The organism is Pedobacter cryoconitis (genome assembly GCF_014207135.1).
GTDB classification, from domain to species: Bacteria; Bacteroidota; Bacteroidia; order Sphingobacteriales; family Sphingobacteriaceae; genus Pedobacter; species Pedobacter cryoconitis_D.
On sequence record NZ_JACHCC010000002.1, the window covers coordinates 410,644 to 435,611 of the forward strand.

General features: G+C 39.6%; 21 protein-coding genes and 1 tRNA gene. 3 read left to right on the top strand and 19 right to left on the bottom strand.

Translation table 11 applies throughout. The features are described from left to right. Positions 1-13: 13 nt before the first annotated feature. Together HDF25_RS04755 and HDF25_RS04760 are read right to left on the bottom strand one after the other, a co-directional pair. On the bottom strand, positions 14-1,738 hold the full coding sequence (locus HDF25_RS04755; RefSeq protein WP_184623293.1) for an FAD/NAD(P)-binding protein: 1,725 nt from the start codon (positions 1,736-1,738) through the stop codon (positions 14-16). 105 nt (positions 1,739-1,843) lie between these two features. After that, a complete protein-coding gene (locus HDF25_RS04760) occupies positions 1,844-2,974 on the bottom strand; it encodes a peptide-N-glycosidase F-related protein (RefSeq protein WP_221450850.1) in 1,131 nt (376 codons plus the stop codon). Positions 2,975-3,206: 232 nt separating this feature from the next. Here HDF25_RS04760 and HDF25_RS04765 point away from each other — a divergent pair, with 232 nt between their 5' ends. Continuing rightward, positions 3,207-3,623 carry a hypothetical protein gene (locus HDF25_RS04765; RefSeq protein ID WP_221450851.1) on the top strand — a complete coding sequence of 139 codons (417 nt, stop codon included), beginning with the start codon at positions 3,207-3,209 and terminating at the stop codon, positions 3,621-3,623. A 45-nt stretch (positions 3,624-3,668) separates the two neighbouring features. Here the strand turns inward: HDF25_RS04765 and HDF25_RS04770 are convergent, their stop codons facing one another. The 7 genes from HDF25_RS04770 to HDF25_RS04800 all read right to left on the bottom strand — a co-directional run bounded on the left by HDF25_RS04770 (position 3,669) and on the right by HDF25_RS04800 (position 10,812). Then, positions 3,669-4,874 carry a S41 family peptidase gene (locus HDF25_RS04770; protein WP_184623295.1) on the bottom strand — a complete coding sequence of 402 codons (1,206 nt, stop codon included), beginning with the start codon at positions 4,872-4,874 and terminating at the stop codon, positions 3,669-3,671. Next, complete coding sequence (locus HDF25_RS04775) at positions 4,867-5,631, bottom strand: porin family protein (RefSeq protein WP_184623297.1); 765 nt, start codon at positions 5,629-5,631, stop codon at positions 4,867-4,869. Before HDF25_RS04775 ends, HDF25_RS04770 begins: the two co-directional genes overlap by 8 nt. A gap of 121 nt (positions 5,632-5,752) precedes the next feature. Next, complete coding sequence (locus HDF25_RS04780) at positions 5,753-6,937, bottom strand: M57 family metalloprotease (RefSeq protein WP_184623299.1); 1,185 nt, start codon at positions 6,935-6,937, stop codon at positions 5,753-5,755. A gap of 230 nt (positions 6,938-7,167) precedes the next feature. After that, positions 7,168-7,518 carry a hypothetical protein gene (locus tag HDF25_RS04785; RefSeq protein WP_184623301.1) on the bottom strand — a complete coding sequence of 117 codons (351 nt, stop codon included), beginning with the start codon at positions 7,516-7,518 and terminating at the stop codon, positions 7,168-7,170. Positions 7,519-7,659: 141 nt separating this feature from the next. After that, entirely contained in the window at positions 7,660-8,643 is a 984-nt protein-coding gene (locus HDF25_RS04790; protein ID WP_184623303.1) for a zinc-binding dehydrogenase, read from the bottom strand. A gap of 108 nt (positions 8,644-8,751) precedes the next feature. After that, the gene (locus HDF25_RS04795) at positions 8,752-9,357 is read right to left on the bottom strand and encodes a Crp/Fnr family transcriptional regulator (protein ID WP_184623305.1); all 606 of its coding nucleotides are present in this window, start codon (positions 9,355-9,357) and stop codon (positions 8,752-8,754) included. A 27-nt stretch (positions 9,358-9,384) separates the two neighbouring features. Then, positions 9,385-10,812: a M60 family metallopeptidase gene (locus HDF25_RS04800; protein ID WP_184623307.1), complete on the bottom strand. Its 1,428-nt coding sequence runs from the start codon at positions 10,810-10,812 to the stop codon at positions 9,385-9,387. Between the two features lie 384 nt (positions 10,813-11,196). On the opposite strand from HDF25_RS04800, the gene HDF25_RS04805 reads away from it, so the two are divergent. Then, positions 11,197-11,559 carry a nuclear transport factor 2 family protein gene (locus HDF25_RS04805; protein ID WP_184623309.1) on the top strand — a complete coding sequence of 121 codons (363 nt, stop codon included), beginning with the start codon at positions 11,197-11,199 and terminating at the stop codon, positions 11,557-11,559. Here the strand turns inward: HDF25_RS04805 and HDF25_RS04810 are convergent. The 5 genes from HDF25_RS04810 to HDF25_RS04830 form a co-directional block, all read right to left on the bottom strand. After that, positions 11,556-12,983 carry an MFS transporter gene (locus HDF25_RS04810; RefSeq protein ID WP_221450852.1) on the bottom strand — a complete coding sequence of 476 codons (1,428 nt, stop codon included), beginning with the start codon at positions 12,981-12,983 and terminating at the stop codon, positions 11,556-11,558. The genes HDF25_RS04805 and HDF25_RS04810 overlap by 4 nt on opposite strands. Positions 12,984-13,009: 26 nt before the next feature. Beyond that, positions 13,010-13,948: an alpha/beta fold hydrolase gene (locus HDF25_RS04815; protein ID WP_184623312.1), complete on the bottom strand. Its 939-nt coding sequence runs from the start codon at positions 13,946-13,948 to the stop codon at positions 13,010-13,012. Positions 13,949-14,012: 64 nt separating this feature from the next. Next, on the bottom strand, positions 14,013-14,576 hold the full coding sequence (locus tag HDF25_RS04820; RefSeq protein ID WP_184623314.1) for a TetR/AcrR family transcriptional regulator: 564 nt from the start codon (positions 14,574-14,576) through the stop codon (positions 14,013-14,015). Between the two features lie 147 nt (positions 14,577-14,723). Beyond that, positions 14,724-15,083, bottom strand: coding sequence for a DUF4180 domain-containing protein (locus HDF25_RS04825; RefSeq protein WP_184623316.1), 360 nt, complete (start codon positions 15,081-15,083; stop codon positions 14,724-14,726). A 13-nt stretch (positions 15,084-15,096) separates the two neighbouring features. Then, on the bottom strand, positions 15,097-15,486 hold the full coding sequence (locus HDF25_RS04830; protein ID WP_184623318.1) for a DoxX family protein: 390 nt from the start codon (positions 15,484-15,486) through the stop codon (positions 15,097-15,099). A gap of 316 nt (positions 15,487-15,802) precedes the next feature. Here HDF25_RS04830 and HDF25_RS04835 point away from each other — a divergent pair. Beyond that, positions 15,803-15,892, top strand: a tRNA-Ser gene (locus tag HDF25_RS04835). 426 nt (positions 15,893-16,318) lie between these two features. Here the strand turns inward: HDF25_RS04835 and HDF25_RS04840 are convergent. The 5 genes from HDF25_RS04840 to HDF25_RS04860 all read right to left on the bottom strand — a co-directional run bounded on the left by HDF25_RS04840 (position 16,319) and on the right by HDF25_RS04860 (position 24,957). Beyond that, on the bottom strand, positions 16,319-18,220 hold the full coding sequence (locus HDF25_RS04840; protein WP_184623320.1) for a beta-N-acetylhexosaminidase: 1,902 nt from the start codon (positions 18,218-18,220) through the stop codon (positions 16,319-16,321). Positions 18,221-18,362: 142 nt separating this feature from the next. Beyond that, positions 18,363-19,697: a sugar porter family MFS transporter gene (locus tag HDF25_RS04845; RefSeq protein WP_184623322.1), complete on the bottom strand. Its 1,335-nt coding sequence runs from the start codon at positions 19,695-19,697 to the stop codon at positions 18,363-18,365. A gap of 10 nt (positions 19,698-19,707) precedes the next feature. Further along, positions 19,708-20,898: an AGE family epimerase/isomerase gene (locus HDF25_RS04850; RefSeq protein ID WP_184623324.1), complete on the bottom strand. Its 1,191-nt coding sequence runs from the start codon at positions 20,896-20,898 to the stop codon at positions 19,708-19,710. A 34-nt stretch (positions 20,899-20,932) separates the two neighbouring features. Next, on the bottom strand, positions 20,933-23,098 hold the full coding sequence (locus HDF25_RS04855; RefSeq protein WP_221450853.1) for a hypothetical protein: 2,166 nt from the start codon (positions 23,096-23,098) through the stop codon (positions 20,933-20,935). Positions 23,099-23,139: 41 nt separating this feature from the next. Then, positions 23,140-24,957, bottom strand: a complete 1,818-nt coding sequence (locus HDF25_RS04860) for a RagB/SusD family nutrient uptake outer membrane protein (RefSeq protein ID WP_184623326.1) — start codon at positions 24,955-24,957, stop codon at positions 23,140-23,142. Positions 24,958-24,968 lie beyond the last annotated feature (11 nt).

The window sequence follows — 24,968 nt, forward strand, 5'->3', positions numbered from 1 at the left end:
AGCTAATAACCATTCAGAGATCAAATGGTTTTATAGAATTCACAATTCTCAAAGACGCTTCCTCACAAAAATCAAGTCCTGAATAGTCGGGATTATATCCACCTATATAAGGTACGGCCATCATATAAATACGATCATTATATGCCCCATAGTGATCAAGGACCTGAAAATTATCATTGATGGCAATCCCGGGTACTTCCAGGTAATAAGTCCCGTCTGTTCCCTGAATAACTTTTTTCTCTTCCCTATCCATAACCCTTTTCCCATATTCCGCTGAACTGAATTTTAAGCGCGCCGGAGTAATGGTATTTTTTGATAACATACCTGCAAATGGAAAATCCTGATAAGATAAATGCGGCTGCCCCACACAATCAATAAATGTTTGATAATATACAGCCTGATCCTTCCCATTCTCATCTTTATAATAATAGGTAGCTCCTCCCCTGGATTCAGCTCTTACTTCACTTTGTGAGCCAACCGTCACCATTTCAAGTACACCAGCCTCATTTAAGGCCAGTAATTCTTCACAAGAGCTTTGAGGTAAATAAGCAATAACGATAGAAATCAATGGAATTAAGGAGTCATGAAGCCTGCTCATATCTTCGGCAGACAAGTACTTTGCAGGATAATTCAGGGCAAAACTTAATACACCAAGCATCTCTTTCCAGTAGACAGATTCTTGTCTTTTTATTGATTTCTCAGCTTCAATGTATTCAGCTTTTAGGAGTTGAAAGGGGTCTAAACGTTCCCTTAGCTCCATCATTTCGTCGACAAACTCTTCTACTGACAGTGCTTTAATACGCTCATAAAACTGAGGGTCCTTCTCCTGGAATATATCCTTAAAATTCTTTTCAAATATATAATCAAGTGATAAGAATCCGTTGTTCTGTGCAATGTGAGCAGCCAGCTCTTCTTCGGTTAGCAGAGAATCATTGGAAAGATGAGAATCTTCCAGATGAAATCTTACACCAGGGAGCATCCCGTTTCTGGAATGCAGTATAATCCTGAATTCCGGACTACCCGCAGCGCGTGTATAAGTCATTGTTCCATCTTCGGTTCTGGTCAAAGATCCGTTATGTCTTGCAATCGTCCGGATCGCATCTATGGCTGTTAAAGAAGAACCTCTGATGGCTACCGGATGATTAAGCCCAAGCCTGAGTTTGGCAGGTGGATAAGGTGTATCATAATAGCCGGGTACTTTTCCTTCATACTGTAATGGCCAGCTGTGCCCCGTACTCATGATTACATGATCGAATTTAAGTGTTTCATCTCTGTTGATCTCCACCCAAACCTGATTATGCTCAGGCTGATCTGTAATATCTGTAACTGTTGTATTTAAGTGTAAGATTGTATGTAATCCCTTTTTCCGGGCTTTTTTCAACAGCAGATCAAATTGCGCAGTCAGGTATTCACCAAAAAACAATCTTGGCAAGACCTTGTATTCATTAAACTGATCGGGATTGATCTGATAGCGTTGTAAAAGGTCTCCAGGGGCAGTTTGCACCCATTCTTCAATCGAAGTAACTATCATCGGTATCTCATTATCAGAGACGTTTGTGATATGTTCATCATTTGCTCCCTGATGACTATAGGGCATACCCGAACCTATTTGAGATTTTCTTTCAAAAATCTCAATTTCAAAATCTTTGTTATCCTGTTCTACAAACCTTTTAAATAAAAATAACCCACTTGGCCCAGCACCAAGTATGGCAATGCGTTTTTTTGATTTCCCGGCCATCCTTAAATTGAAAATATCACCTACAACACAAAAAACACACCTACTGTTTTGTAATAACTGTTAAACAAAAAAGGGAGGTCTTGTATTCCCTCCCTTTTAATTCCATTATTTCTCTCCCTGAAGATAGACAGATAGCGGTATATATCCTTGTTTATCTTTGAATACGGCATCAGGAACTTCTATTTTAAAAGTATGACTACCTGCAGTCAGGTCTCCCAGGCTAATCACGCGGATTGGGATCGCATCTCCAGGACACCAGTTACTAAATGATGCCCATTGCGCAGTTGTTTTAGGTGTAGATCCATAAATGCCATTACCCTGTGTGTTGACAGGGCGATAAGGCTCACATGATTTACCACCTGGTTTATAAGTTAGTTTCAAGGTATTATCAAAATAGACAAAATGATCACGTCTGTTATACTCCTCTCCTCCGGCATTAGCCCCATGATTGGAAGTGATCAGATATAATTTGGCAGCTTTAACTGCTGTGGCTAAATTAACGGTGATAGATTTTACAGTTTTACCCGCTACATCTGTATTATCATAATTATTGATGCTCTGATTGAAAGACATTGGCTCCAGACTCACAGCAGGATTAACAGTAACAGAGCCAGTAGTGCTGATTAAATCAAGTGTTCCAAAAAAAACATCGTTTCTACCGGCACATCCGGCAATTTCCTTATTGGCAGCATAAGGAACACCAAATACGCTTAACTCCAGATAAAGGTCATAAGCAGCATTGACAGCAGGATCTTTTAGAATGGCAGCTAAATTATCTACACTGAATAAATAAGGAACTTCATCCGGTTTTTTATTTTTATTCATAAACGGAGTTATAAAACGGCCTATTTCCAGATGTTTGGCATCGCCATCGCTATAAACAGCATCTTTCTTAACCAGGGCTAAGCCTGCATAGCCAATCCGGTCATAATTATCGCAGGATGCTTTAATAGTAACTTTTAGCTGTAAACCATTACCAATACTTTCTAACTGTGTTGTGGTTAGTTTTTTCACATATTTGGCATTATTCACTCTGATTACACCTTCGGGAACTGGCTCAGAAACCGTTGCGGCATAACCATCATAAAATAAAATCTGGTCAAAAACACGGAGAGTTCCTCCCGTTGTTAAGGCATTAGTTTCAGTACTTTTCCCACTGGCAGGGATCATTTCGCTTCGCTTACAAGAGGTTAACAGCGCAGAAGCACATAAAAGGGCAAATAATAAGTTTTTCATAGAGATTTATTTTTGATTAGGTGATTAGGCGGCAGTAAATTGTAACTACAAGGCTTATTTATTTGTATAATTAATTATTATACATAACAATTACACAAAATTTATAATAGAATTAAATTTTATTACACCAATAGACGTTTTGTCGTGGTAACATCGGAAAAACCATGACCACTGAAATTATTTTTGGCTCGATTATTAATATTAGCTATCTTATCATTAAACTCATAAACTTATGAAAACAACAAAATTCTTACTTACGACCGCTGTGATGGTTATCTCATTTGCATCATTCAGTTACGCTCAAACTGCGCCAAAAGTAGTTGGAGGAGACAGAGATAAACACGGTTGTATAGGCTCGGCAGGTTATACATTTTCGGTATTGAAAAACGACTGCGTCAGGCTGTTTGAACAAAAAATACAACTAAAGGAAGTTGATCCAAAAGGATCTTCTACATCAAATACAGCCGTTATTCTAAGTGAGAATAATAAAAAAGCTGAAGTTTTTCTACCTTCTTCAAAATCCAGCACGATATTATCTGCAACCAGACTCGGAAAAAGAGCCACCTGGAAAAAAGGAGACCTGACCTTACTTAAAAGTGAAAAAGGTTATATCCTGAAAAGAGCAAACAAGGTTATCTTCAGTTCATAATTCAAAAGGGTTACAAATCATAATTTTGTAACCCTTTTTGATTAATTAAGGTGTAAAAAGGCTGGTTGCTTTTTCGAGTTGTTTATCTGTATAAGCCGCAACACCAGACTGATCGTAGGGTACCAGAATATCAGGCGGAAAGCCCAACCCTTCGTATATCTGGTTATCCTTAAATTTAAAGACAGCAGAGGCTGTTTTGATCACAGCAAAGTCCCCGATAGTAAAAGAGCCTCCGTTCAGATCAGCTTCGGCAGTCAGCGAACCATTTGCCCCATAAGTTCTTTCTCCAATAACAGTTGTATTAGGCATCGCTTTGAGCGCCATCGTGGTTAATTCTGCCATACTGATAGAATACATATTCACCAGAACAACTATCTTTCCGGTATATGGCTTACTTCCAGCCACTGGCGTTACCAATGCCGGCATCCATGAGGTGTAGTCTAATGGATTGTTATTGCTCTTGTAACGCGATGACCCATATTGCAGCGGGGTATTGATGAACCGCCCGCTAAAGAAATTAAGGTCTTGTAAATCTCCTCCGGTATTGTCTCTGAGATCAATAATAACACCTGCCGTATTGTTATTTTTGATGCTATTGAAAACAAAATTCAATAAAGTAGTCATCCTGGTATTATCACTGTTAAACGCCCTGTAAACAGAAAATGCATTTAAACGGAAGTAAAGGATATTGTGATGAATAGTACCTGCAATATACCGCAGTGAATGTTCGGGGTCAGTGTTATAAGCAGCATCATAATAAGGCTGATCCAGATAACGCTGTGCAACCTGATCAAAGTAATCAGCTGGATAAGGTGAATGATAATCTGGTCTTTGTTTTAACCGGATATCGGCAGGGATCATGATAGAATCAGCTAAAAGCGGATCGTTGAATTGCAAAGTGTAGTGAGAGTCCTTCAGACCTGCGGTCATCTGTCTTAAATAATGTGCAGCTTTTAACCGGTCTGCCGGATCACTGAATTGAAGTTTAGCAAAAGCAGGAGAAAAAACACGGTACATCTCATTCCAGTTCGTGCTGTCTATATCCCACATCACGTAATTGCGGTTCATTCCATTCCAGAAAGCATCGAAGATCTCCTTGAAGTCTTTTCCAGCTACACCTGAAGGATTAATTTCAGGAGCCAGCTCTTTACGGCATGCCACTGTTAACGGCAGAACAATAATAAGCAGTACCTTCAAAAAATAAATCTTCCGGGATTTATAGCTCCCTTTTATTGTCCGTTTATCAATCATACTGCCATCTGTGTTTTTTATGATGTTGACCAGTCCTGAATAACAAACCTGCCGAAATAACGACAGTTTGATTAAACCGCTGTTCCTGGTTAATTGTATAGTTTTTTCCCTGATCCGTTAAAGAATAATAATAGCGGGCAGTCATAAAATAAGCAAACTGCCTGGACAGCGTATATTGAAAGTCCAGTCCTGCTACCCATCCAAACTCCCATCTGTTATCTAGTTTATTGTCAAAATGATAAGTTTCATCGTAAGAAAAGGGTTTGATATTCTGGAATACGTTGGTATAATCCCCGTCCTGCGTACTCAGATCCGAGAGATTGGGAATTACTCCCTTTTTTCTGCTGTGCGCCCAATAGGCCGAATAACCACCGGCGCTAATCCCGCCCAGCATTCTTTGATTACTTAGTGAAAAAGTAGCCAGCATAGGTAACTGAATATAATTGTTATAGGTTGCCTGATATACACCCTGATAATAATCATTACGCACGATTTTATAATTTTTACCAATGAATGAAGGCTCCACTCCTATGGTGACATATTTATTGACAGGATACCGGACAACCATCCCTGCTGTAAAACCGTCTACCTTGGTATAATCTGTATTAGACCTGTAACCGCGATTACTGATCAGGGAATTTCTGCTGATACCGGCATTTATACCAACATTCAACTGCGCTTTCATCAATAGCGGGTTGATTAGTAAAACACTCAGCAATCCGGCCACCCGGTAAATATTTGTAAAGTTTTTTTTCAATATAGAAGTTTATGAATTCAAAAAAGCCGGTTAATATATAAACCCCGACAGTTTAACATCGGGGTTTATAATTTAGATAAAATATCTGTTCATATAGGTAGATGAACGATCATTCTATTTTTTAGTTAGTACTCAGTTTTTTAACCGCAGTTACTACCTGTTGTAAAGTCTGCCCGGCAGCCGTAACTGTTCCGTTCACACTTAGTGATTGTTTAATCAGTGCAGTCTGTTTTGCATTGCCATACAGACCAAATAATGCAATATTATCATATGGACTGTAAACAAGATTACCTTGACTGCCTGTAACTGCCAGCATAATCGAAGCAGGGTCTGTAGTTGTGGTAGATCCATAAGTTGGCGTCAATGGCGTACCATAGATATGTGTTGCCTGCGCATCTGTACCTGTCTGGTCGCCTTCATTTACATAACCAGAAGCAGCCACCTGATTTTTCAATGATTTCTGATTAGCAGCAGTCTGTGCATCCCATGTACCAGCTCCATATTGTCCGTCAACCAGATTTTTTGTGATACTGGTCAGGATGATGTCCTGATTGGCCACACTGGTACTGTATCCACCTGATTTGAGTGTAGAGTATATTCTATTTTTGTAATCGGTATGTCTAAGACCAATTGCATGTCCGAATTCATGGTTCAAGATACTTGAGATGAATGCTCTGCTGGCAGTAGTATAACCAGCATCAGGGTTACTGTTCAGTGAAACGTGTTTACCTGGATTTCCGCTGGCATCAACAAACGAACCATCCTGGCCTAATGTAACCGAACCATTTGCATCAGCTCCTCCCAAATCAGAGAAAGAAGTGATAATGTCTGCGGTTAAGGTGTCGGTTACCTTTACAAATTTCAAAGGCAATTTCAGGTTGTTCAGTGCTACTACTGTTGAATCGAAAGCTTCACTGAATTTAGCAGTATTCGATGCATCATATAGTGCTAAATTAATTGTTCTTGTACCCCCGGTAACTGTTATTGGATACCTTGTAGAGTATTGACCCTGTTGTTTGGATAAAGCGGTAAAGCTGGCATCAAGGTTCTTTTTGGTAATCCTGATGTCTCCCTCTACCAGATAGCCATCACGCGTTACGACTACACTCAGTGGATCAAATCCGAGTGTCTTGATCTTTTTCATATCAGCGAGTACATTATCCAGAGATACATTGCCGGGGGCAGTTTTCGCTGAAGGATCTGTGGCCACTGATTCACTTTTTTTACAGCCCGTGAAGGTCATAAAAAACGTTGCTCCTACTACAGTAAGGAGATAAAACACTTTTTTGTTTGTTGCTTTTTTCATTTTATTTAGATATAGGTTGATATCGCTAATATATATGTAGTAAAGCTAAAACGATTAAATATTACGTGAATGACTATATAATCTAGGTATATGGCAGTATTTAACCTGTTTGTAAACAAATCATGTTACCATTTACAGTTTTCTAACAAAAAAAGACAGCAATTTGCTGTCTTTCAATATTGTATTAACTTTTGAAGTTTAATAAAAGTATCTGAGCAATGATCGGTTTGCTAGTTTTTATATTTAATTGCTTCCGATTTAACTGATTCCGATGTGATGAAATTGGGTGGGTCGCCTCCACCAGTAAAATCTACGTTAGTGAAAATGATACCATCAGCACCAATTTCTTTTGCTTTTTTTACAGTCGTTCGCTTTGCAGCCTCTACATTGGTATTGACAGAGGTAATGAGGTGTCCGATCACTTTGTAATCCTGCTTAATATCTTTGGCCGCATAAAAAACGTCTAACTTGCTCGTTGCAGGCAATGTCTCACCGATGTAAGAAGTGGCCAGGGAAGCACATGAGCTCAATAGAACCGCAACTATTATCACGATTAAAGACCTGATTTTGAACGCTTTCATATAGATAATTAAACTTTATTAAATATAAAGATTATTCCATGATGCACCAATCAAACGCTGAAATGTAATACCATATTTACATCTGATGCGTTTAAAGCATCCTGATATTTCGATTGCCATTTTTGATTTTCCATTTGGTGTTTATACGGTGATTACGATTTTACCATTGGTTTGATTACTATCCAGGAGTTTATGGGCAGCCTCAATCTGGTCAAAAGAAAATGTAGCTGTTCTTAATGAAGGTATTTTACCTGAATAAACATGCGCTGCAATAAGATTTAATGGAGTTTCTGTCAAAGGATAAGCTTTAGTCCCCAGTAATCTGCTCGACGAAAAGCTTAATTTTACAGATCGCCCCAGCTGGTTCATTAAGTTGAAATCTGAGATTACAGGAGGCCCGCCGAGTAAACCGATAACTGTGACTTCGCCAAAAGGCCTGACAGCGGCAACCGTATCCAGGATTCCTTCTCCTCCTACCACATCCAGCGCCTTATCCACGCCATCGGGAACAATTTTGAGTACTTCCTGCGAAACATTTCCCTGATCTACAATGACAAAATCAACTCCCAGTTCTTTAAGGCGGAAAGATTTACCAGCATCTCTTGTGGTTGCAATTACCTTCACTCCTTTAAATTTGGCATAAAGAATTACGGCTATACCAGCTGCACTGGTTCCTCCTTTGACCAGTAACGTTTCTCCTTGAAGAACATTTAAAACTTTATCCAGAACAACGGCAGCGGTGCCGAATGACTCGGGAATAGCCGCAAGTTCTTCATAAGAAATATCGCTGTTGATCGCCAGTACATAATCGGCAGGTGAAACCACATATTCAGCATAGCTGCCAGGACGTGTCATCCCCGATCCACCCATCAGGGTGACTACTTTCTGACCAATCTTAAATCTACCCGATTTATCTTCTACTACCTCGCCGGCAGCCTCTAATCCCAAAATAGCGGGTTCAGTTACTGGCCCTATCATCCCCTGTCTTCTATAGGATTCCATTTTGTTTAAGCCAAAAGCTTTGATTTTTATCTTAACAGTTCCTTCTGTTGTCTGAGGTTCTGCAATTTCCTGAAGAGTTAAGACCTCTGGTCCTCCATTCTTTTCTAATATGATCGCTTTCATTTTTTATATTGTTTGATTCGCAATAATTACAATACAAAGTTGAGGCAAACCATCATTTACAGCCTATAAGCTATCATAAGAAAAAACCTTAAGGTAGATTAAGGAAATCTACTTTGAGACCAGGTCTTTTCTTAATTTACTTAAAAATTCGGGGGTAATTCCCAGATAAGAGGCTATCTGAGTGTTCGGTATGCGTTGAGACAGCGCGGGGTATTGCTGTAGAAATGCGAGATAACGTTCCATTGCACTGGCACTAAAGGACTGCAACAGGCGGTTTTGAAGTTCTATAAATTTGTTTTCAATGATTACTCTGAAATTGCGGTCAAATTTAGGACAGTTAACATAGAGAAAAAGTAAATCTGTTTTATTAATCTGCAGAATAGTAGAGGGCTCCATTGCTTCTATGTAGAGTTCGCTCGGATTTTCGGCATGGAAACTTCCAATATCAGTTGCCCAATCGTTCTCTACAACAAACTGGATATTATGTTCTACTCCTTTCTCATCTACTTTATATATTTTAAAGCAGCCATGAACGACAAAGTTATAATGTTGGCAAACGTCTCCTTCCTGCAAAATAAACTGTCGCCGTTTAATTTTTCTTTCTACAACTCTGGGTAGAAGCATTGACTTATCAAACTCATCCAAAGGGAGATAATCTTCAAAATGTTTAATGAGGGGATCTATTTTTGATGGGATATCATGAGATAAGGTCATGTCATAAAATTAGTAATTTCAAAAGATCTATTCCTGGATCAATGTCAGATCACTACCAGGAAGAGGCAGATTTAAAGCTGCAATTTTTGCAAATACTGCATCTGTTGCCGACTGAGCAGATAATTTCAACCCCCATTTTTTAAAGAAGTCACTTAAATTATTTCCCGATATCTTACACGCAGTTACCATAAAATACTCCATTTTTAAATCTGTAGTATTTAAAGATGGTTTATCCATCCGTGTTTGTTTATAGAAATTTGGCCAGAATGCAGCGCCATATTTGAGGTTTAACTGATCGAACAGACATAGACGTACAAAGACATCTGTTAAAGGCACCTTACTGATGTAAATATCTTTCCCGGCATTATCCTTACCATTGGTATAAGCATTAAAATCTTTATCCGCATCGGCATTAGCCAGGTAAGTTTTGGCTTTAGTCCATACGCCATCTTTAGTTAACCGGGTTGGCTGACCTGGTAAAAAGTTTCTTTGAACAGCCAGGCTAAACGTATTTACGGTTACTTCTGTAATAGCCGACCAGGTCCAGATTTGCTGATGCTGATGACCTAATTCATGCCATACTCCCCAGCCATCAACGCCTACTGCTGCATTGGTCAAGATGGCATCAATTGATGAACCTATAAAAGCAGTGCGATAATCGGTAGCGAAAAAATAATAAGACGGATCTTCATGCTGGGTAGACAAATATTTATAGATGCTGGGTTTATCTCTGTCTGTTGAACCATCCAGCCCACTCAGATCATCCTCTATTTTGATAACACTGGCTAATTTTTTCAATAAAGCATCCTGATCCTGGTCTTGATATTTGATCGCATTTAACCTATCTACAACCAGATAATTTCTTTCACCCGTTAACACCACATCAGGCACATCAGTCATTGAAGCCAGCATTGTTTTCCATTGTGCATTGGTAGTTTTACCTGCGATGTAATAAGGAACGGGTTTAAACCCGGAAACAAACGTCACTTTAGCTTTAGCATCAGCGGCATCATTGGTGTAACGAATCCATAAAAGACCTCCATATCCTTTCAAACTTGCATCATTGATGATATTATCCCCTGCTTTCAGTTGCACAATTGCCGGCTGATCATTCCATCCCCTGTATCTGGAGTATGTCCCTACCAGTAAGGAAGGCAAACGGGTACCGGAGACTTGTTCTACTTTAACTGTTAAAGTCCCTCCTGGCGCCAGATATAAGCCTGTAGGCGTAAAATCTGTTAACCTCATATTAGTCGCTAACCGGTTACGGTCAGTTTCTACTGTACCAGTTTCATTAAGGTCAAAAGCAGTGGCAGCATTTTGAGTAGAGACTGTTGAAACTGTTGAAGGGGACTGATCGGCCCCGTTTTTCTTGCAGCCAGTGAACATCACCAGGGAAGAAACTGACAAAATCAGCAAATGATTAAGGTGTTTCTTTTTCAATTTAGGAATCATAAGTTTTTCAGTTTGCGGGTAGCTTTCTTTAACAAGCCGAATTTCGAATAAATAATCCGATTTAGAATATTAAAATAACAATATGTAATTAGGGTACTGTTCGGATTGTAGTCGGGTACTGGTCGAGATATATGCATATTCAGAACGCTCTGAGAGCATGGTGAGTCCATGCTTTTCAACTAGTTAAAATACATGGACCTGACATGCACTCAACATGCACTCACCATGCACTCATCTCGACCAGTACCCGACCAGTACTCGAACACAACCCGAACAATTCAGTATCATTTTCTTTGGTAGTAACTGACTTTCCTAAGTTTTTCAAAGAGCCTTATTCTGTCTGAACATTTTTATTTAATTTGCCAGCCTAAACAAGAAAAACAGATGGACAATCTTAACGCTGAACATATCGCCCGGCAATGGTTTGATGCTTTTAATACACAGAACCTTGAAGCACTGTTAGCGTTATATGATGACAATGCTATACATTTTAGTCCGAAATTAAAAATCAGGCAACCCGAAACCAATGGTCTGGTTCAGGGCAAAGCAGCTCTTCGCCAGTGGTGGAAAGGTTCTTTTGAACGTCTGCCTACCCTACGCTATCAGCCTACGTCTTTTACTTCCAATGACAAACGCGTTTTTATGGAATATATAAGAACGGTGGAAGGTGAGCCGGATATGCTGATTGCCGAAGTACTTGAAATTACAGTAGGGAAAATAAATGCTTCAAGGGTTTACCATGGCTAGTGTCCAACCTGCTCATCTCCTGTTTTTGTATGATTGTGATCAGGCATAATCAGGAGAAAAACACTTACGATCAACAGTAGAACAATACTGGTTATCATGGCCGATTTATAGGCAAAAACATAATCCTGAAACCGCGGCGCATCTCCTGCAAAATAAAAAAAGATGCCACCAACTGCACCTGCTCCTAAAGCAATGGCTGATTGCTGAACGGTGTAATAGGTTCCTGATGCTGTACCGGCAAATTGGTTAGGAATCGTCTTTAATGACAAAGCCAGTAAGGATGGTAAGACCGAACCACAGCCCACCCCATAAATAAACAGGATAACCATAAAAGCGACCGGATTTGCCCCTGAGATAACTAAGAAAATAAGATGAAGGATAAGGGCAAAAATCATCATCAATATCCCTGACTGCAAGACCTTTTTGCCGAAACGGTGGACTAGTTTTACCGATAATACAGAAGCGATTACGTATCCGATCCCCTGAGATGCAAAATAGTATCCTGTTGTATGTGAACTAATCGCTAAACCGTCCTGAAAAAATACACCGGTGATTAAAAAATAGGATTCCTGTACCAGGAAATAAAAAACAGAAGCATACAGCCCGATTTTAAAATCCCGGTAACGGAATAATCTTACATCGATTAAAGGGGCTTTATTCATAGCTGATTTTCTTTTCTGATCCTGGATAAAGAGGATAAAAAGTACAATAGATAGTACAAATAAGGCAATACTCCATACAGGCCAGCCGAGTTCCCTTCCTTCTATTACCGGAAAGATCAGACAAAAGAGTGCCAGAGTCAGTATAACAACCCCTCCATAATCAAACTTTTGTGAGGTGTCTCTTACGGTTTCTTTCAATAAAAATACCGCAGCAAGCAAAGCAATCATCCCTAAAGGCAAATTGATAAAAAATATAAGTCTCCAGCCTTCAACTGCAAAATGGGTATCGGGCAAAAGCCCCCCCAGGAATTGGCCGATTACAGAAGCAGAACCTGCGATAACGCCGTAAATACCTATGGCTTTCATGCGCTCTTTAGCTTCCGGGAAAAGAAATTGTATATATGAAATTCCTTGTGGGGTCATTAATGAAGCACTGATCCCCTGAAAAAAACGGGCCAGGTTTAACTGGAATCCTGAAGCTGCCATTCCGCAAAAACAGGAACTGATAGTAAAGCCTAACATTCCGAGGATGAACATCTTTTTCCGGCCATAATAATCTCCCAGCCTGCCTCCGGTAATGAGGAAACACGAATAGCCTAATAAGTAAATAGCAACCACCAGTTGTAGTTCGCCATTTGTTCCGTTAATTCCTTTTTTGATAGCTGGTAAAGCGACGTTGACAATAAAAATGTCTATCACAGCCAGAAAGATTGCAGATGATACGACTGCCATAGACAGCCATTTAGAGGTTTTCGAGTTCATAAAAATATAGATAAGTCTATATATTTTTAAGTAAGTGAATATTTGTTTTTTGAGGTTAGATCCAGAAATTGACGGATTAAAAGGCCAATGGTTTCCGGAGCATCTTCGGGGCTATAGTGACCGGCATTTTGCAATTCATAGACATGACCTGAAGGAAATGTTTTACGGAAAAGAGGTATAAGGTACTCACCCTGTAATGTTTGATCAGCCGCTCCCCAAATAGCCAGCGCCGGAAGATTGCTTATTTTCATCTTTGCTTCATCGGATGGTTCTTCAAAGCGATGTGCTCCGATTGCAACTCCTTTAGCCCATCCAACGACACCCAGGCTTTCTTCAGGACTTGTAAAAGCAGCACGGTATACTTCTATCCAGGTATCTGTAATCAGCTCATTCCGTTCAAATCCATTTAATTTGAGTGTGCTTAGGATATGGTAGTGGATTTCACTGAGTATTTTTTCGAGTTTACCGTGTTTTTCTGCTTGCAGGATCCATTGAAACCAGGGGGATGCGTTTACATTGGCTGTCCAGGCCTGGGCTAATTCTGGCTGCCCGAATGGTGTGGGTCCATTTAAGCTGATTACGCTTGTTATCCGGTCTGGATGTCGCGCTGCCAGTCCCATACCGACAGGACCGCCAAAATCATGCATGATAAGTGTGATGCCTGTTAGATCCTGGTCCAGTACAAACTTTTCAAGGTTGTTAATGTGATCCTGTAACCAATAGGTTCTGTCGGCAGGTGTCTCGCTCTTTCCAAATCCCATGTGATCTGGTGCAATCACGCGGTGACTTCCGGATAACTGCGTAATGATATGCCGGAATAGGTAACCCCAGGTTGGTTCTCCATGCAGACAGAGAACGACAGCACCCATACCTTCATCAATGTAATGCATGTTGAATCCGGGAGCGGATGAAAAATAAGGTCTGAATGGAAAACTTCCATCAAACGTTTCGTTTTTAGTGATCATATAGCTTAGATTAAAAGTTAATATATTAGATAGAGTTATCTATTTTTGTTTTGATCAAAAAAAATTAGCTGAGCATTTTTCTCAGGAATTTTTTCACATCTTCCAGCGCTTTGATATTTCTGGTAATTGTCGTGGTGATTGTAGCCCCTTCCGCCATCAGGAAAAAGGTATCAGCCAGTAATTTATTATCGAGGGCACTGTTTTGCTTTACCTGCTCAAAAAGCCCGTTTAGCATCACACGTTGTTTTTCTTTATGGGCTTCTACCACCTGGAGCACTTTTAAATCACTTGAACCAACTTCGGCAGTGATTTTGATGAATGGACAGCCAGCAAAATCTGAACTGACCTGCTGTCTGATGCGATACTCCAGGTATTTGAATATTTTGTCTTTAGGATTCTTTACCCCTTCCGTAAGGTTATCAAGTCCTTCGAACCACTCCTCTTCCTGTCTTTCCAGGTAGGCAAGCAGCAAGTCATTTTTAGAGGAGAAATGATTGTATAGAGATCCTATTGCAATATTTGCTTCGGCGATAATCTGGTTAATACCGGTTTGATTGAAACCCTGACGGGCAAACAAATCTGTAGCAACGTTCAAAATCCTGTCTTTAACTTTTATTTTCTCTTGCATAAGCTTAAAATCTGGACAAAGATAGAAAGACGTTTCATAAATAGATAGATCTATCTAAAATATTATTTACTGATGACCAGATCTTATTAAAAACGGAGTGCAGGTTACCCTACTCTCCGCTAACTGAGACGAAATTTAATGTTGTTTTTAACTGAAAAGCCTGGTTTTAGCTTCAGCTATAGTTGGTAAAAAGTTGACTAACTTTCCCTTGTTGCTTTCAAAAATGAAGTCTTTAATACTATTGCCTGGGTATTTACTGAATTCGCCAATAATTACCAGTTGTACTCTGTAATTGGAGAACTTCTGTAATATTTCTCCCGCGAGACGTGTTTTAAGATCAAAAAATTCGGGAATGACGTTCTTTTCATAGATGATTATCTTGTCGAAGCCCTGGTAATACAGATCGACAAGCAATTGCAGCCCTTCTTCTGCATTGCTGATTAGAATATCGTCAGAAATGACTTCTGCTATTTTAGTTTCTCCTTGTTCGTGTGTTTCAATATTCATGGTTTAAGGTGGGTTATCCGTATTTTACTTTTCTCGCTGGCAATGTAACAGCAATTAAGGAAACGATCAATACGAAACTAAATTCCATACCGTTTCTTCCTGGCCCTACAACGTACCAGCCTTCTTTATAATGGACTAATACAATCCCGATAAGCAAGATAGAAATGAAAACAGGTACGATTAATTTTAGGTATTTTCCAAATATTAGTAATATGGAACCGATAATTTCGAAAGCCATCAGACCCCAGGCAAAATAAATACCAAATGGAGCGAATCCTACTGTGTCGAGGTAAGATTTACCGAATTCATTGACAGTATGATTAAATACGCCATGTAGACTGTGAGAAAGAAAAATAGTAGCCACTGCTAAGCGAATGAGAAAGAGAGCGTTTTTATGATTCATAATTAAAGATATAGCATTTGTTTGTAGTATTTGATGTCGTTTGTGAATAATATTTTACTTGTAACGGCAGATTTACAAATTGGCTATACTTTTATCTAATGTCTATCCTATTTTGATTCTTTGGGTTCAAAATTTGCTGGATTATCATAATTATCACAGGGGAATTCGACTCAAATTATTTGTTTTATTGGCAAAAAACGCTAAAAATGGCCTTTCTGAAAAATTATTTGAATTTAAACGCGCTAAGGATCAGGCTAAATCAAGTTAGTTTCCATTCAGAGTTTGTGGAATCAATACATATTTCTACTTTTGTCGCGGAGAGTTGTCAGAGTGGTCGATTGAGGCAGTCTTGAAAACTGTTGATCTGTCAAAGGATCCGCGGGTTCGAATCCCCCACTCTCCGCCAATATGGTATCAAAACCAAAAAAAAGCCTGCAAATCGTAAGATAGCAGGCTTTTCGTTTTAATCGAAATCCAAAATCTTCATTAATTCCCATAAAATTGGTGTGTGATTCGGTGAGTAAATTCTGAACAGGTAAGAACTCACCAGAAAACAAGTATCAACTGACATTAAGCATGTTACGACATTAAACATCTTGATTCCCATTAACTGCAAGGCTAAATTTGTGGTGGGGTTATTTGTTGTACGGTCTCATCCACCTATAGGTTGAGACCGTACAACACCACCCACTCCTTTTCTCTAGCTCACTACCTCCAAGTTAACCACGTCGGAAGCATTGTCTCCACAAGCCGCCAATAAAAGCAGCGCAGCAAACAACAAAGGTATCTTTAGGAAATATTTGCCTGGTTTCATTTTTATGTTTTTTGGAATCTATTTCACTTTTACATCCGCAGCGCCATTGTTCAAAATGGTTTCTGTAACCACACTTTGTTTGCCGGATGGGGTGATTACGATTGTTTTCAATATTCGCTTCTCTCCTTTAGGAACGATTACTTTCAGTCCGTTGGTATATAACGTAGCAGCCGTTGAAGGACGGGTAAGGTCTAAGGTATAATAGATACTAGATCCTGGCATTGGGGCTTTCAGATTGACATTAATCGTTTCTCCATTGATTACCTTTTCATTTAATCCTAATGGCGTAGGCACCCAGTAGTTTGTACCTGTTTTATCTAATCTTGCTAAATGTAAAGCGAGACGTTCTTCAGAGAAGTTTTTCAAGTCTTTACGTTCTGGTTGTGACCATGCGATTTCAGATAAAGAGAAAATTCTTGGTATAATCATGTATTCTACTTTCGCAGGTGTCTCCACATATTCTGTCCATAAGTTTGCCTGAACGCCGATCACATATTTCTGCTGAGCCACAGTCAGTTCTTTTGGCATCGGCTCATAGTTGTAAATCGTTGAATAGTTAGACAAACCACCAATATTTGTTGGTTCATCAGCAGAAGTAGATTGTTTATGGTCAAAATAAAGACCGCCAGCGTTAGGGGTCATGATCACATCATGGCCTTGTTGTGCTGCAATAATACCACCTTCAGCACCTCTCCAAGACATTACTGTTGCATTTGGTGCTAAACCACCCTCTAAAATTTCGTCCCATCCAATGATCTGACGGCCTTTTGCATTTACATGTTTTTCAATCCTTTGAATGAAATAACTTTGCAATCCATGCTCATCTTTTAAGTTTAGGTCTTTGATCATCTTCTGACAAAATGCATTTTCTTTCCAGTATTCTTTAGGACATTCATCACCACCAATGTGGATGTATGTAGAAGGGAATAAACCAATTACTTCATCTAATACATTTTCAAGGAACTTGAAAGTATTGTCAGATGGAACAAATACGTCATCAAAAACTCCGGATTGTTGCTGTACTTGTTTTCCTTTTCTACTGCCTGACCATGGGGCATTAACATCCACAAAAGTGTCTCTTTCTGGGAAGCAGCTCAACTCAGGATAAGCGGCAATTGCTGCTGAAGCATGACCAGGAAGTTCAATTTCAGGAACCACATTGATATACCTTGCCGCAGCATAAGCTATCACGTCTTTCACTTCGTTTTGCGTGTAATAACCTTTATATTCTTTATTATCTGTGCCTACACCTGGGTAGTGCCCAATGATGGTTCCATTTCTTTTGCTGCCTACCTCTGTTAGTTTAGGGTATTTTTTGATCTCAATTCTCCAACCCTGATCATCTGTTAGATGCCAGTGGAAATTGTTCATTTTATAATCAGACATCAAGTCGATATACTTTTTAATCAGAGATACCGGGAACATGTGACGAGACACATCCAGGTGCATTCCCCTGTATTTGAAACGCGGATAGTCATTAATTTCACAAGTAGTAATGAGTATCTGATCATTCGCTTTTTCAGGCATTAGCTGCATTATAGATTTCAATCCATAAAACAAGCCGGCCTCTGTACCAACAATCGTGATATTCTTATTGGTAATTTTGATTTTATAACCTTCGACAGGCAATTTATCGGCACCTACGGAGGTCAGGATGATGGCTTTTTCATTTGCTTTTGCAGCTTTTGCAGGTCTCAGTGCAAATCCAGTTTTGGTGACCACGAAAGCATTAAATAAGTCTGCCATTCTGGAGTTTTTTGGCTCATTGGATACTAAAACTACCGTTTTATCCAACTTAAAGTTACCATTGGATTTCTTAACAGATACCGGAGCGGGAATAATGCCCATGTTCTGATCCTGCTGTGCAGAAGCTTCTATTGCAATAAATATCAACAGAACAATTGTAAATAATTTCTTCATTTGTATTTTTTAGTTGGTTAAAGAGCGCAATTTTAAATTGAAGTACACCGCCTTTGCATCTTCTGGTCATTTTCCTTTTCATCCTGCACAGTGGACAAGCCATTTGACACTAAATCGGCTTTATGCACCCTTAACAACATTACTAATAGACACTTTCTATATTTTCCAACGCAACACCTTTCGTTTCAAAAATATACCTGCTGACAAACAAGATCATTCCCAGATTAATTATGCCATAAACGAAAAATGTATTAGCTGGCCCCAATCCCGATAACATCACTGGAAAGGTGAAAGAAATTACTGAATTTAACACCCAGTTCCCGAATATAGCAAAGGATGTAGCGTGCCCTCTTATTCTGTTTGGAAATATTTCTGCAACATATACCCATAAGACAGCACCCCAGGTACAGGCAAAAGCAGCGATATAGACAAAAATGGAAATAAGCACAAAATAATTATCTAGTTTATTGGCATAAAACAAGTATCCTATAAACAACATACAAAGTCCCATTATGGCAGCCCCTGCCAGCAATAGCTTTTTCCGCCCGATTCTGTCAATTAAGGTAAAGGCTATCAGGGTAAATACGAGATTAACAATACCCGTTAAAATAGTTTGAAACAAGACACTCCCACCTACATGTGTCTTTTCAAAAATAAGCGGAGCATAATAGAAGACTATATTAATACCTGTTAACTGAGCAATTGAGGCAAATACAATCCCGATAAGAACTACCTTTTTGTATTTGGATGAAAATATCTCCGAAAATTTAATTTCACCGGCATCCGTTTTGATGTCAGTCATAATTGTTTTCATTTCCTGATCGGCCTCCTGTTCCTCATAAATATTCCTGAATACATCCCTTGCTTTACCCAATTTGTTCTTCAATATTAACCATCTCGGGCTTTCCGGTACAGTTAAAATTAAGAAGAAGAAAATCAAAGAAGGAACCATTGCAGCCCCCAACATAAAGCGCCAGTAATTTTCATTGGTTAAAAAACTATTACTTGTGTTAGCGATAAAGTAATTGGATATAAAAGCTAATAATATGCCCATCACAATAGCTAATTGCTGCAACATCCCCAAACGCCCTCTGAATGCTGGCGGAGCAATCTCCGAAATATAAATCGGTGCCAGTGTAGAAGCCATTCCAATGGCTAATCCCCCAATAAAACGATAAATAACCAATTGGTCAAAGCTCCCTGCAAGCCCACTTCCAAGAGCAGCGATGATAAATAATAATGCTGTAGCGGCCATCATTTTTTTCCGGCCAAAATGATCAGCGAGACGTCCCGCAAAAAAAGCACCTGGAATACAACCTATAGATGAAGCTGCAACAACCAATCCGATGGCCACATCTCCCAGATTAAAATAACTTTTCAAGGGAGATAAAGTACCAGCAATTACTGCTGTATCAAAGCCAAAGAGTAATCCACCCAGGGCAGCTACTGCAGCAATCAGAACCGTATATATTTTCATGTTTTATGAATTAATTTTGATGTTGTAAATGGCGCTTTTCAGCTATCTGCTTCAATGTTTCTGAGGCTTGATATAGCCCTCTTGGCACATGAAAACATCCTTTCCACTTCCCTCCTTTTAAAGTCAGCAATACCTCGCCCTGGCGACTAAGATAACCATACCACTCTCCGCATTCTTTATCTACAAAATGGTCAAAGCAGTATGTATGTAGTTTTTCGAACCATTGCCAGCACCTGATATCGCCAGTATGTAAATAACCTTTCAGCATACAGACAATCGCTTCTACATGTACCCACCAAAGTTTCTGATCCCATTCCAGTTGTTGCGGGGGATGCCCCATGATGTCCAGGAAATAAAATATGCCCCCGTACTGCTGGTCCCATCCAAATTCCAGTAAGGCTAAAGATATGTCGGTAGCCTTGCGGATCAGTTCCTTATCGTCATTTCTTAATCCAATATCCATTAAAAACCACATAGACTCTAAACCATGTCCCGGGTTAACTAATCTTCCTTCAAAAGAATCCGAAAAAGTTCCGTCGATATTAATATTTTCCAGGATCATACCAAATTCAGCCCGGTAAAATTTATTAATCACGGTATCAACACCCTCTTTAATACATTGATTAACAACAAAAGCATCTAGTACATGCTCAATTTCCAGCACAAGATTTGTCAATATCATAGGAATTGCAAAACTCTGAAGCGGCCTCGTCTCAGGATAAGCCTTCGCATATTTTCCTTTCGGATTTTCTCTTCGCTGTAATATATTAAAAAAAGTTTCTTTGGCTATTTTAGCATGCGCCGGATTACCTGTAGCTTTAAATAATTGTCCATAGGCCATAGTAGCAAAACAGTCAGAAAAAATATTATAAGGCTGGATCAATGGCGCCCCCTGCTGATTAAGTGAAAAATACCAATCCCCATGTTCATCCCTGCCATGCTTATCCAAAAATGCCGCACCTTGCAAAGCAAAATCCAACCATTCCTGTTTTTTCTCTACTTCATTATATAACATAGAAAAAGTCCAGACCTGACGACATTGCAGCCAGATAAACTTATCAGTATCATACACCTCTCCATTTCTATCCAGACAAGTAAAATATCCTCCAAAATCTTTATCCTCACTCTTATTTAACCAAAAGGGTACCACATCATTCAATAAATTATCACGGTACAGTACTTCGTATTCTCTAAATTCCATTATTAGCTTTTATTTATTGTAGGTATCCTGCTCATTATTTAACCTCATTTCCAAACATGATCTTAACTGTTTGAGGCATCTGGTTATTGATTTTTGATCTTTTGGTTAGCTCCCAGTAGCTTTGATCCTGCTGCACTAATACCTGGGTAGTCACGATCCAGCTTTGGGTCCATCCGGTAAGCGTACACCAGGCCCCCCATCCGGCATCAGCATTAGATGCCCAGTAATCCCATCGTTTATAGTCAAATGCCCTAAACCAGGCACCATCCAGATCTTTATGCTGCTCACTTTTAACCTGGATACGGGTAAGAAAGTCAGCTAACTTATTAAGTGCTGCTATATACTTTTTATCACCTGTTGCATGAGCTGCTTCGTTTAGACTAAAAAATGCAAAGTTGTTAGTATATAACATATCAGCAACAGGGTCGCCATTCTCAAAAATTAACGGAGCCTCATGCAACCCGTATTCTTTATTAGATAACGACTTGTTATACATCCCCTTACTGGGATCACCTAATTCTTCTCTTATTGCACCCGAAGCATCCTGATTCTTGAGTAAATCACTTACAACCCTATCCAGCCACTGGCGATGTTCTTGCGTGTCTTCCACACGCACCAGCCATGCCAATGGAAGCACCATACGCGCCCGCTCCTGTTCTATGCCGTTTGTCCATTTCCAGTTGCCGGGATAGGCTTCCATCGTCATCCGTATGGCATTCTTAGTTTTAGTGAGTAACGGTTCATAGCCAGTTTTATCGTATAACCAAAGATAACAGGCCCAGATCCATGACTCCAGATGAGGATGAGGGTTAACCAGATCACTGTCCCAGAAATGTTTCCAGCCTAGCTTTTGGATATCCTTTTCATCCAGACAAATTCCCCGGAATCCCTGTTTACCTGTGGTCCTGAAATTCCCCATAATAGCTTCAGCTATTTCTTTATTCCATTTATCAGTATTCATGTAGGCAGAAGCCCCGATCATCCCCAGAAGAAATCTCGCATTATCATCCTCATAAAAAACACCAGGGTGAGTTACAGCCCAGCCAATAAGCCCATAAGCAGAACTATCCTTGTCATTCTTGGCCCCACCTCTCAGGTTAGAGTTATAAAAGGTATAATCAGCCAGATTTGCAGCTACTTTATAATACTCTTCTTTATGAAGATAACTGCCAGCAGCAGCGAGTGCATAAGCTGATTCACCCTGAACATCTGCCCGCATCCAATACCGGTATTGCTGTGTACCATCAAAATATATAGTTGAAGCATGCCCCTCTAATATCCCCAGCGAACCGTCACCATTGGGAAGTGACTGGCTCACCGGGGGGCCAAATGGATTGCTACCATCACCCTGATACTTCAGCATCATGTTTTTCCAGGAAGAATCAATAAAAAAACGGCCATTATAAAACCATTTCACTCCCTTTTCAATGGAAATCTTTCTCGCATTTTCGGGTAAAGGAGTATTTTCTGCATACATAGGAGAAACATAAGCCAGCCTTTGATTAAAATGAAAATCCTTCATGTCAGCAACCCACGACACGACATACTCCATAACAGACATCCAGGAATCCTGAGGCTCATACCGACCTGTTGCAAAATTGCTTAACTTAGTCATGGCTACCAGCATTCCATCATGATGAAACAATAATGGATTAGTTTCTATATCATCTATTCCATATTCTGCTTTGCTAAATCCTGCTACTTTTCCAATCACAATCAAAGGATGCTGCACTTTCACTTTGAAAAAATGACAATCATTTATTCCCAATAAACTCATAGGCTTTAACTGTTCGCCAAAAACACCAGAAGTAATTATCCCTCTTTCCAGTTTAGTCTTGGTTACAGTGTCACTGATATTCAGGCCTGCCAGTGAATTGGGATATTCTACATACAACCTTAACCTTTTTCTCTTAGCAATAAGCAGGTCTCCCGCTTTAATTACTTTCCCTTGTTTCGGATAACCATCAGCGACAATAAAAACCCCACTTCCTGGGGCTGCATTTTTAATGGCTAAACCAGGTTCATTATAGCATTTCAGCTGAAACTTCTCCTTTTTCAAAAGGATATAGAGATCATTGAGCGGGCTGCCACAAAAGCCCGCTGAACGCTGCTGCGAAAAAGCATCCACAGCAGACAACAGCACGCAGAGAAAGAAAAGTAAGACAGCTCTGACAGGAACATATTTAAATTTACCGGACATAAGATTATAATTAATTTTCATCGTTCGTTTATACTACAGCTTTAGTATCCCTGGTTTTGTTTCAGAGAAGAAGCACCGCCGCTTACACTTAAATCGATTTGTACCTGGGGTATAGGAAAGTACTCATTTTTCATCTTTGTAAAGCTGGCTCCGTTTAATGTTTGGTAATTAAAGCCTGGAATAGTCGTTTCATGTTTGATATAGGCATTTAATACATCTGCCATATAACCAGATCCATTGTCCCAGCGTTGTAAATCAAAGAACCTTTTACCTTCCATAGCCATTTCCAGTTTTTCCTCAAATCTTACCGCTTTACGGGCATAATCCTGGCCATTCAGTGCAAAATATCCTTCAGGGTATGGTTTTATAAAATAATTAGCTGAATAACCATTATAGTTACTTCCTCCGTTAGCCACATCTGCCTTTACCCAGTCACTATTATCAACAGCACGGTTTCTGATCATGTTTACATAATTCTGTGCCTGAGCAATACTTCCTATTTCAACTTCACATTCTGCAGCCCATAGCAATACTTCTGCAAAACGTATCATATTCACATTATTAGAAGTCGCTTGTCCACCCCAGTAATCCTGGTTGCTGGTAGTACCTTCCTGAGCTTTATAGTAGACATTTTTTATTGGCAGATACGGGCCTCCCTGTGCCTGTGCGCGAACCCATGCCTGACCCGGCATAATACCCCAGTCCAGATAAGGTATACCTCTTCTTCCAACTGTATGATCCAACCTTGGATCTAAGGTTCCATCATATGGCGTAAACGGAGCACTGCTGGCAATCCCCATATCATTCTTCACATCCTGGTCATTCCAGTTATCCAATAATGGTAATCCTGTAACCGGATCAGTTTTAAAAGAGTTTACCAAACTAAATGAAGGCTGATCAAATCCGCAACAGGTTGCCGGGCCGGCTATCGGAAAGTTTAAGGCATCTCCAACATTTCCATTATAACCACTTGTGCCGGGATCTCCCACAAACATCTGGACAGCAAATACAGATTCAGGGCCATTCTTTGTAGAAGGATTGAAATTATCTGAAAACTTTCCTAATGAATATTTTTTTCCGGAACAAATTACACCATTAGCAATAACATCTGCCAATAGCGATTGGGCCGCGGAATAATTATGTTCAAATAGATAGATTTCTGCCAAAAAAGCCTTTGCAGCCCAGCTATTTGCCCTTCCCGGCTGTGGATTAAGTGCAGTTAAGTTGGCTATAGCGAACTGAAAATCGGCTTCCAGTTTTGGCCATACAGGTAAAGTATTGGAAACGTTATAATTTCCATTCGCATAACTTACAGTCTCATCAATATAAGGAACATTTTTCCATATTTTGGCAGCCTCAAGATGATAAACTGCACGTAAAAATATTGCCTCTGCTTTGATTTGTTTCGCTTCAGCAGCCGAAATCGAACCATCTTTTACAGTAACCAGGATACGCAATACATCATTGGCCCGCTGAATACCAGCATACAATGCACTCCATTTAGCATTGATATAAGTATTTGTTGCAGTGACACTATGGTTCTCAATAGGAACAATCGGCGGCTGATCACCATATTCAGATCCTTTATGAGCATCATCAGCCGCCACACCACCATATATCCAGTTACTCGGACCCGATGCAAATGCAAGGTCCCAGAAATCATTATCCTGGTTCCCAACACCATCCAGTAAAGAATAAGCACCAGTCAGTAACCCATTTACACCTGCCTTGTTAGCCAAAGTACTTTCAGTTACACTACCAATTGCACCTTTTTCCAGATAACTTTTTTTACAGGCCTGTGCAGATATTAAACATAAAAGGCAGCCTGTTATTTTTAGTATAGCATATAATTTTTTCATGATATTTTTTT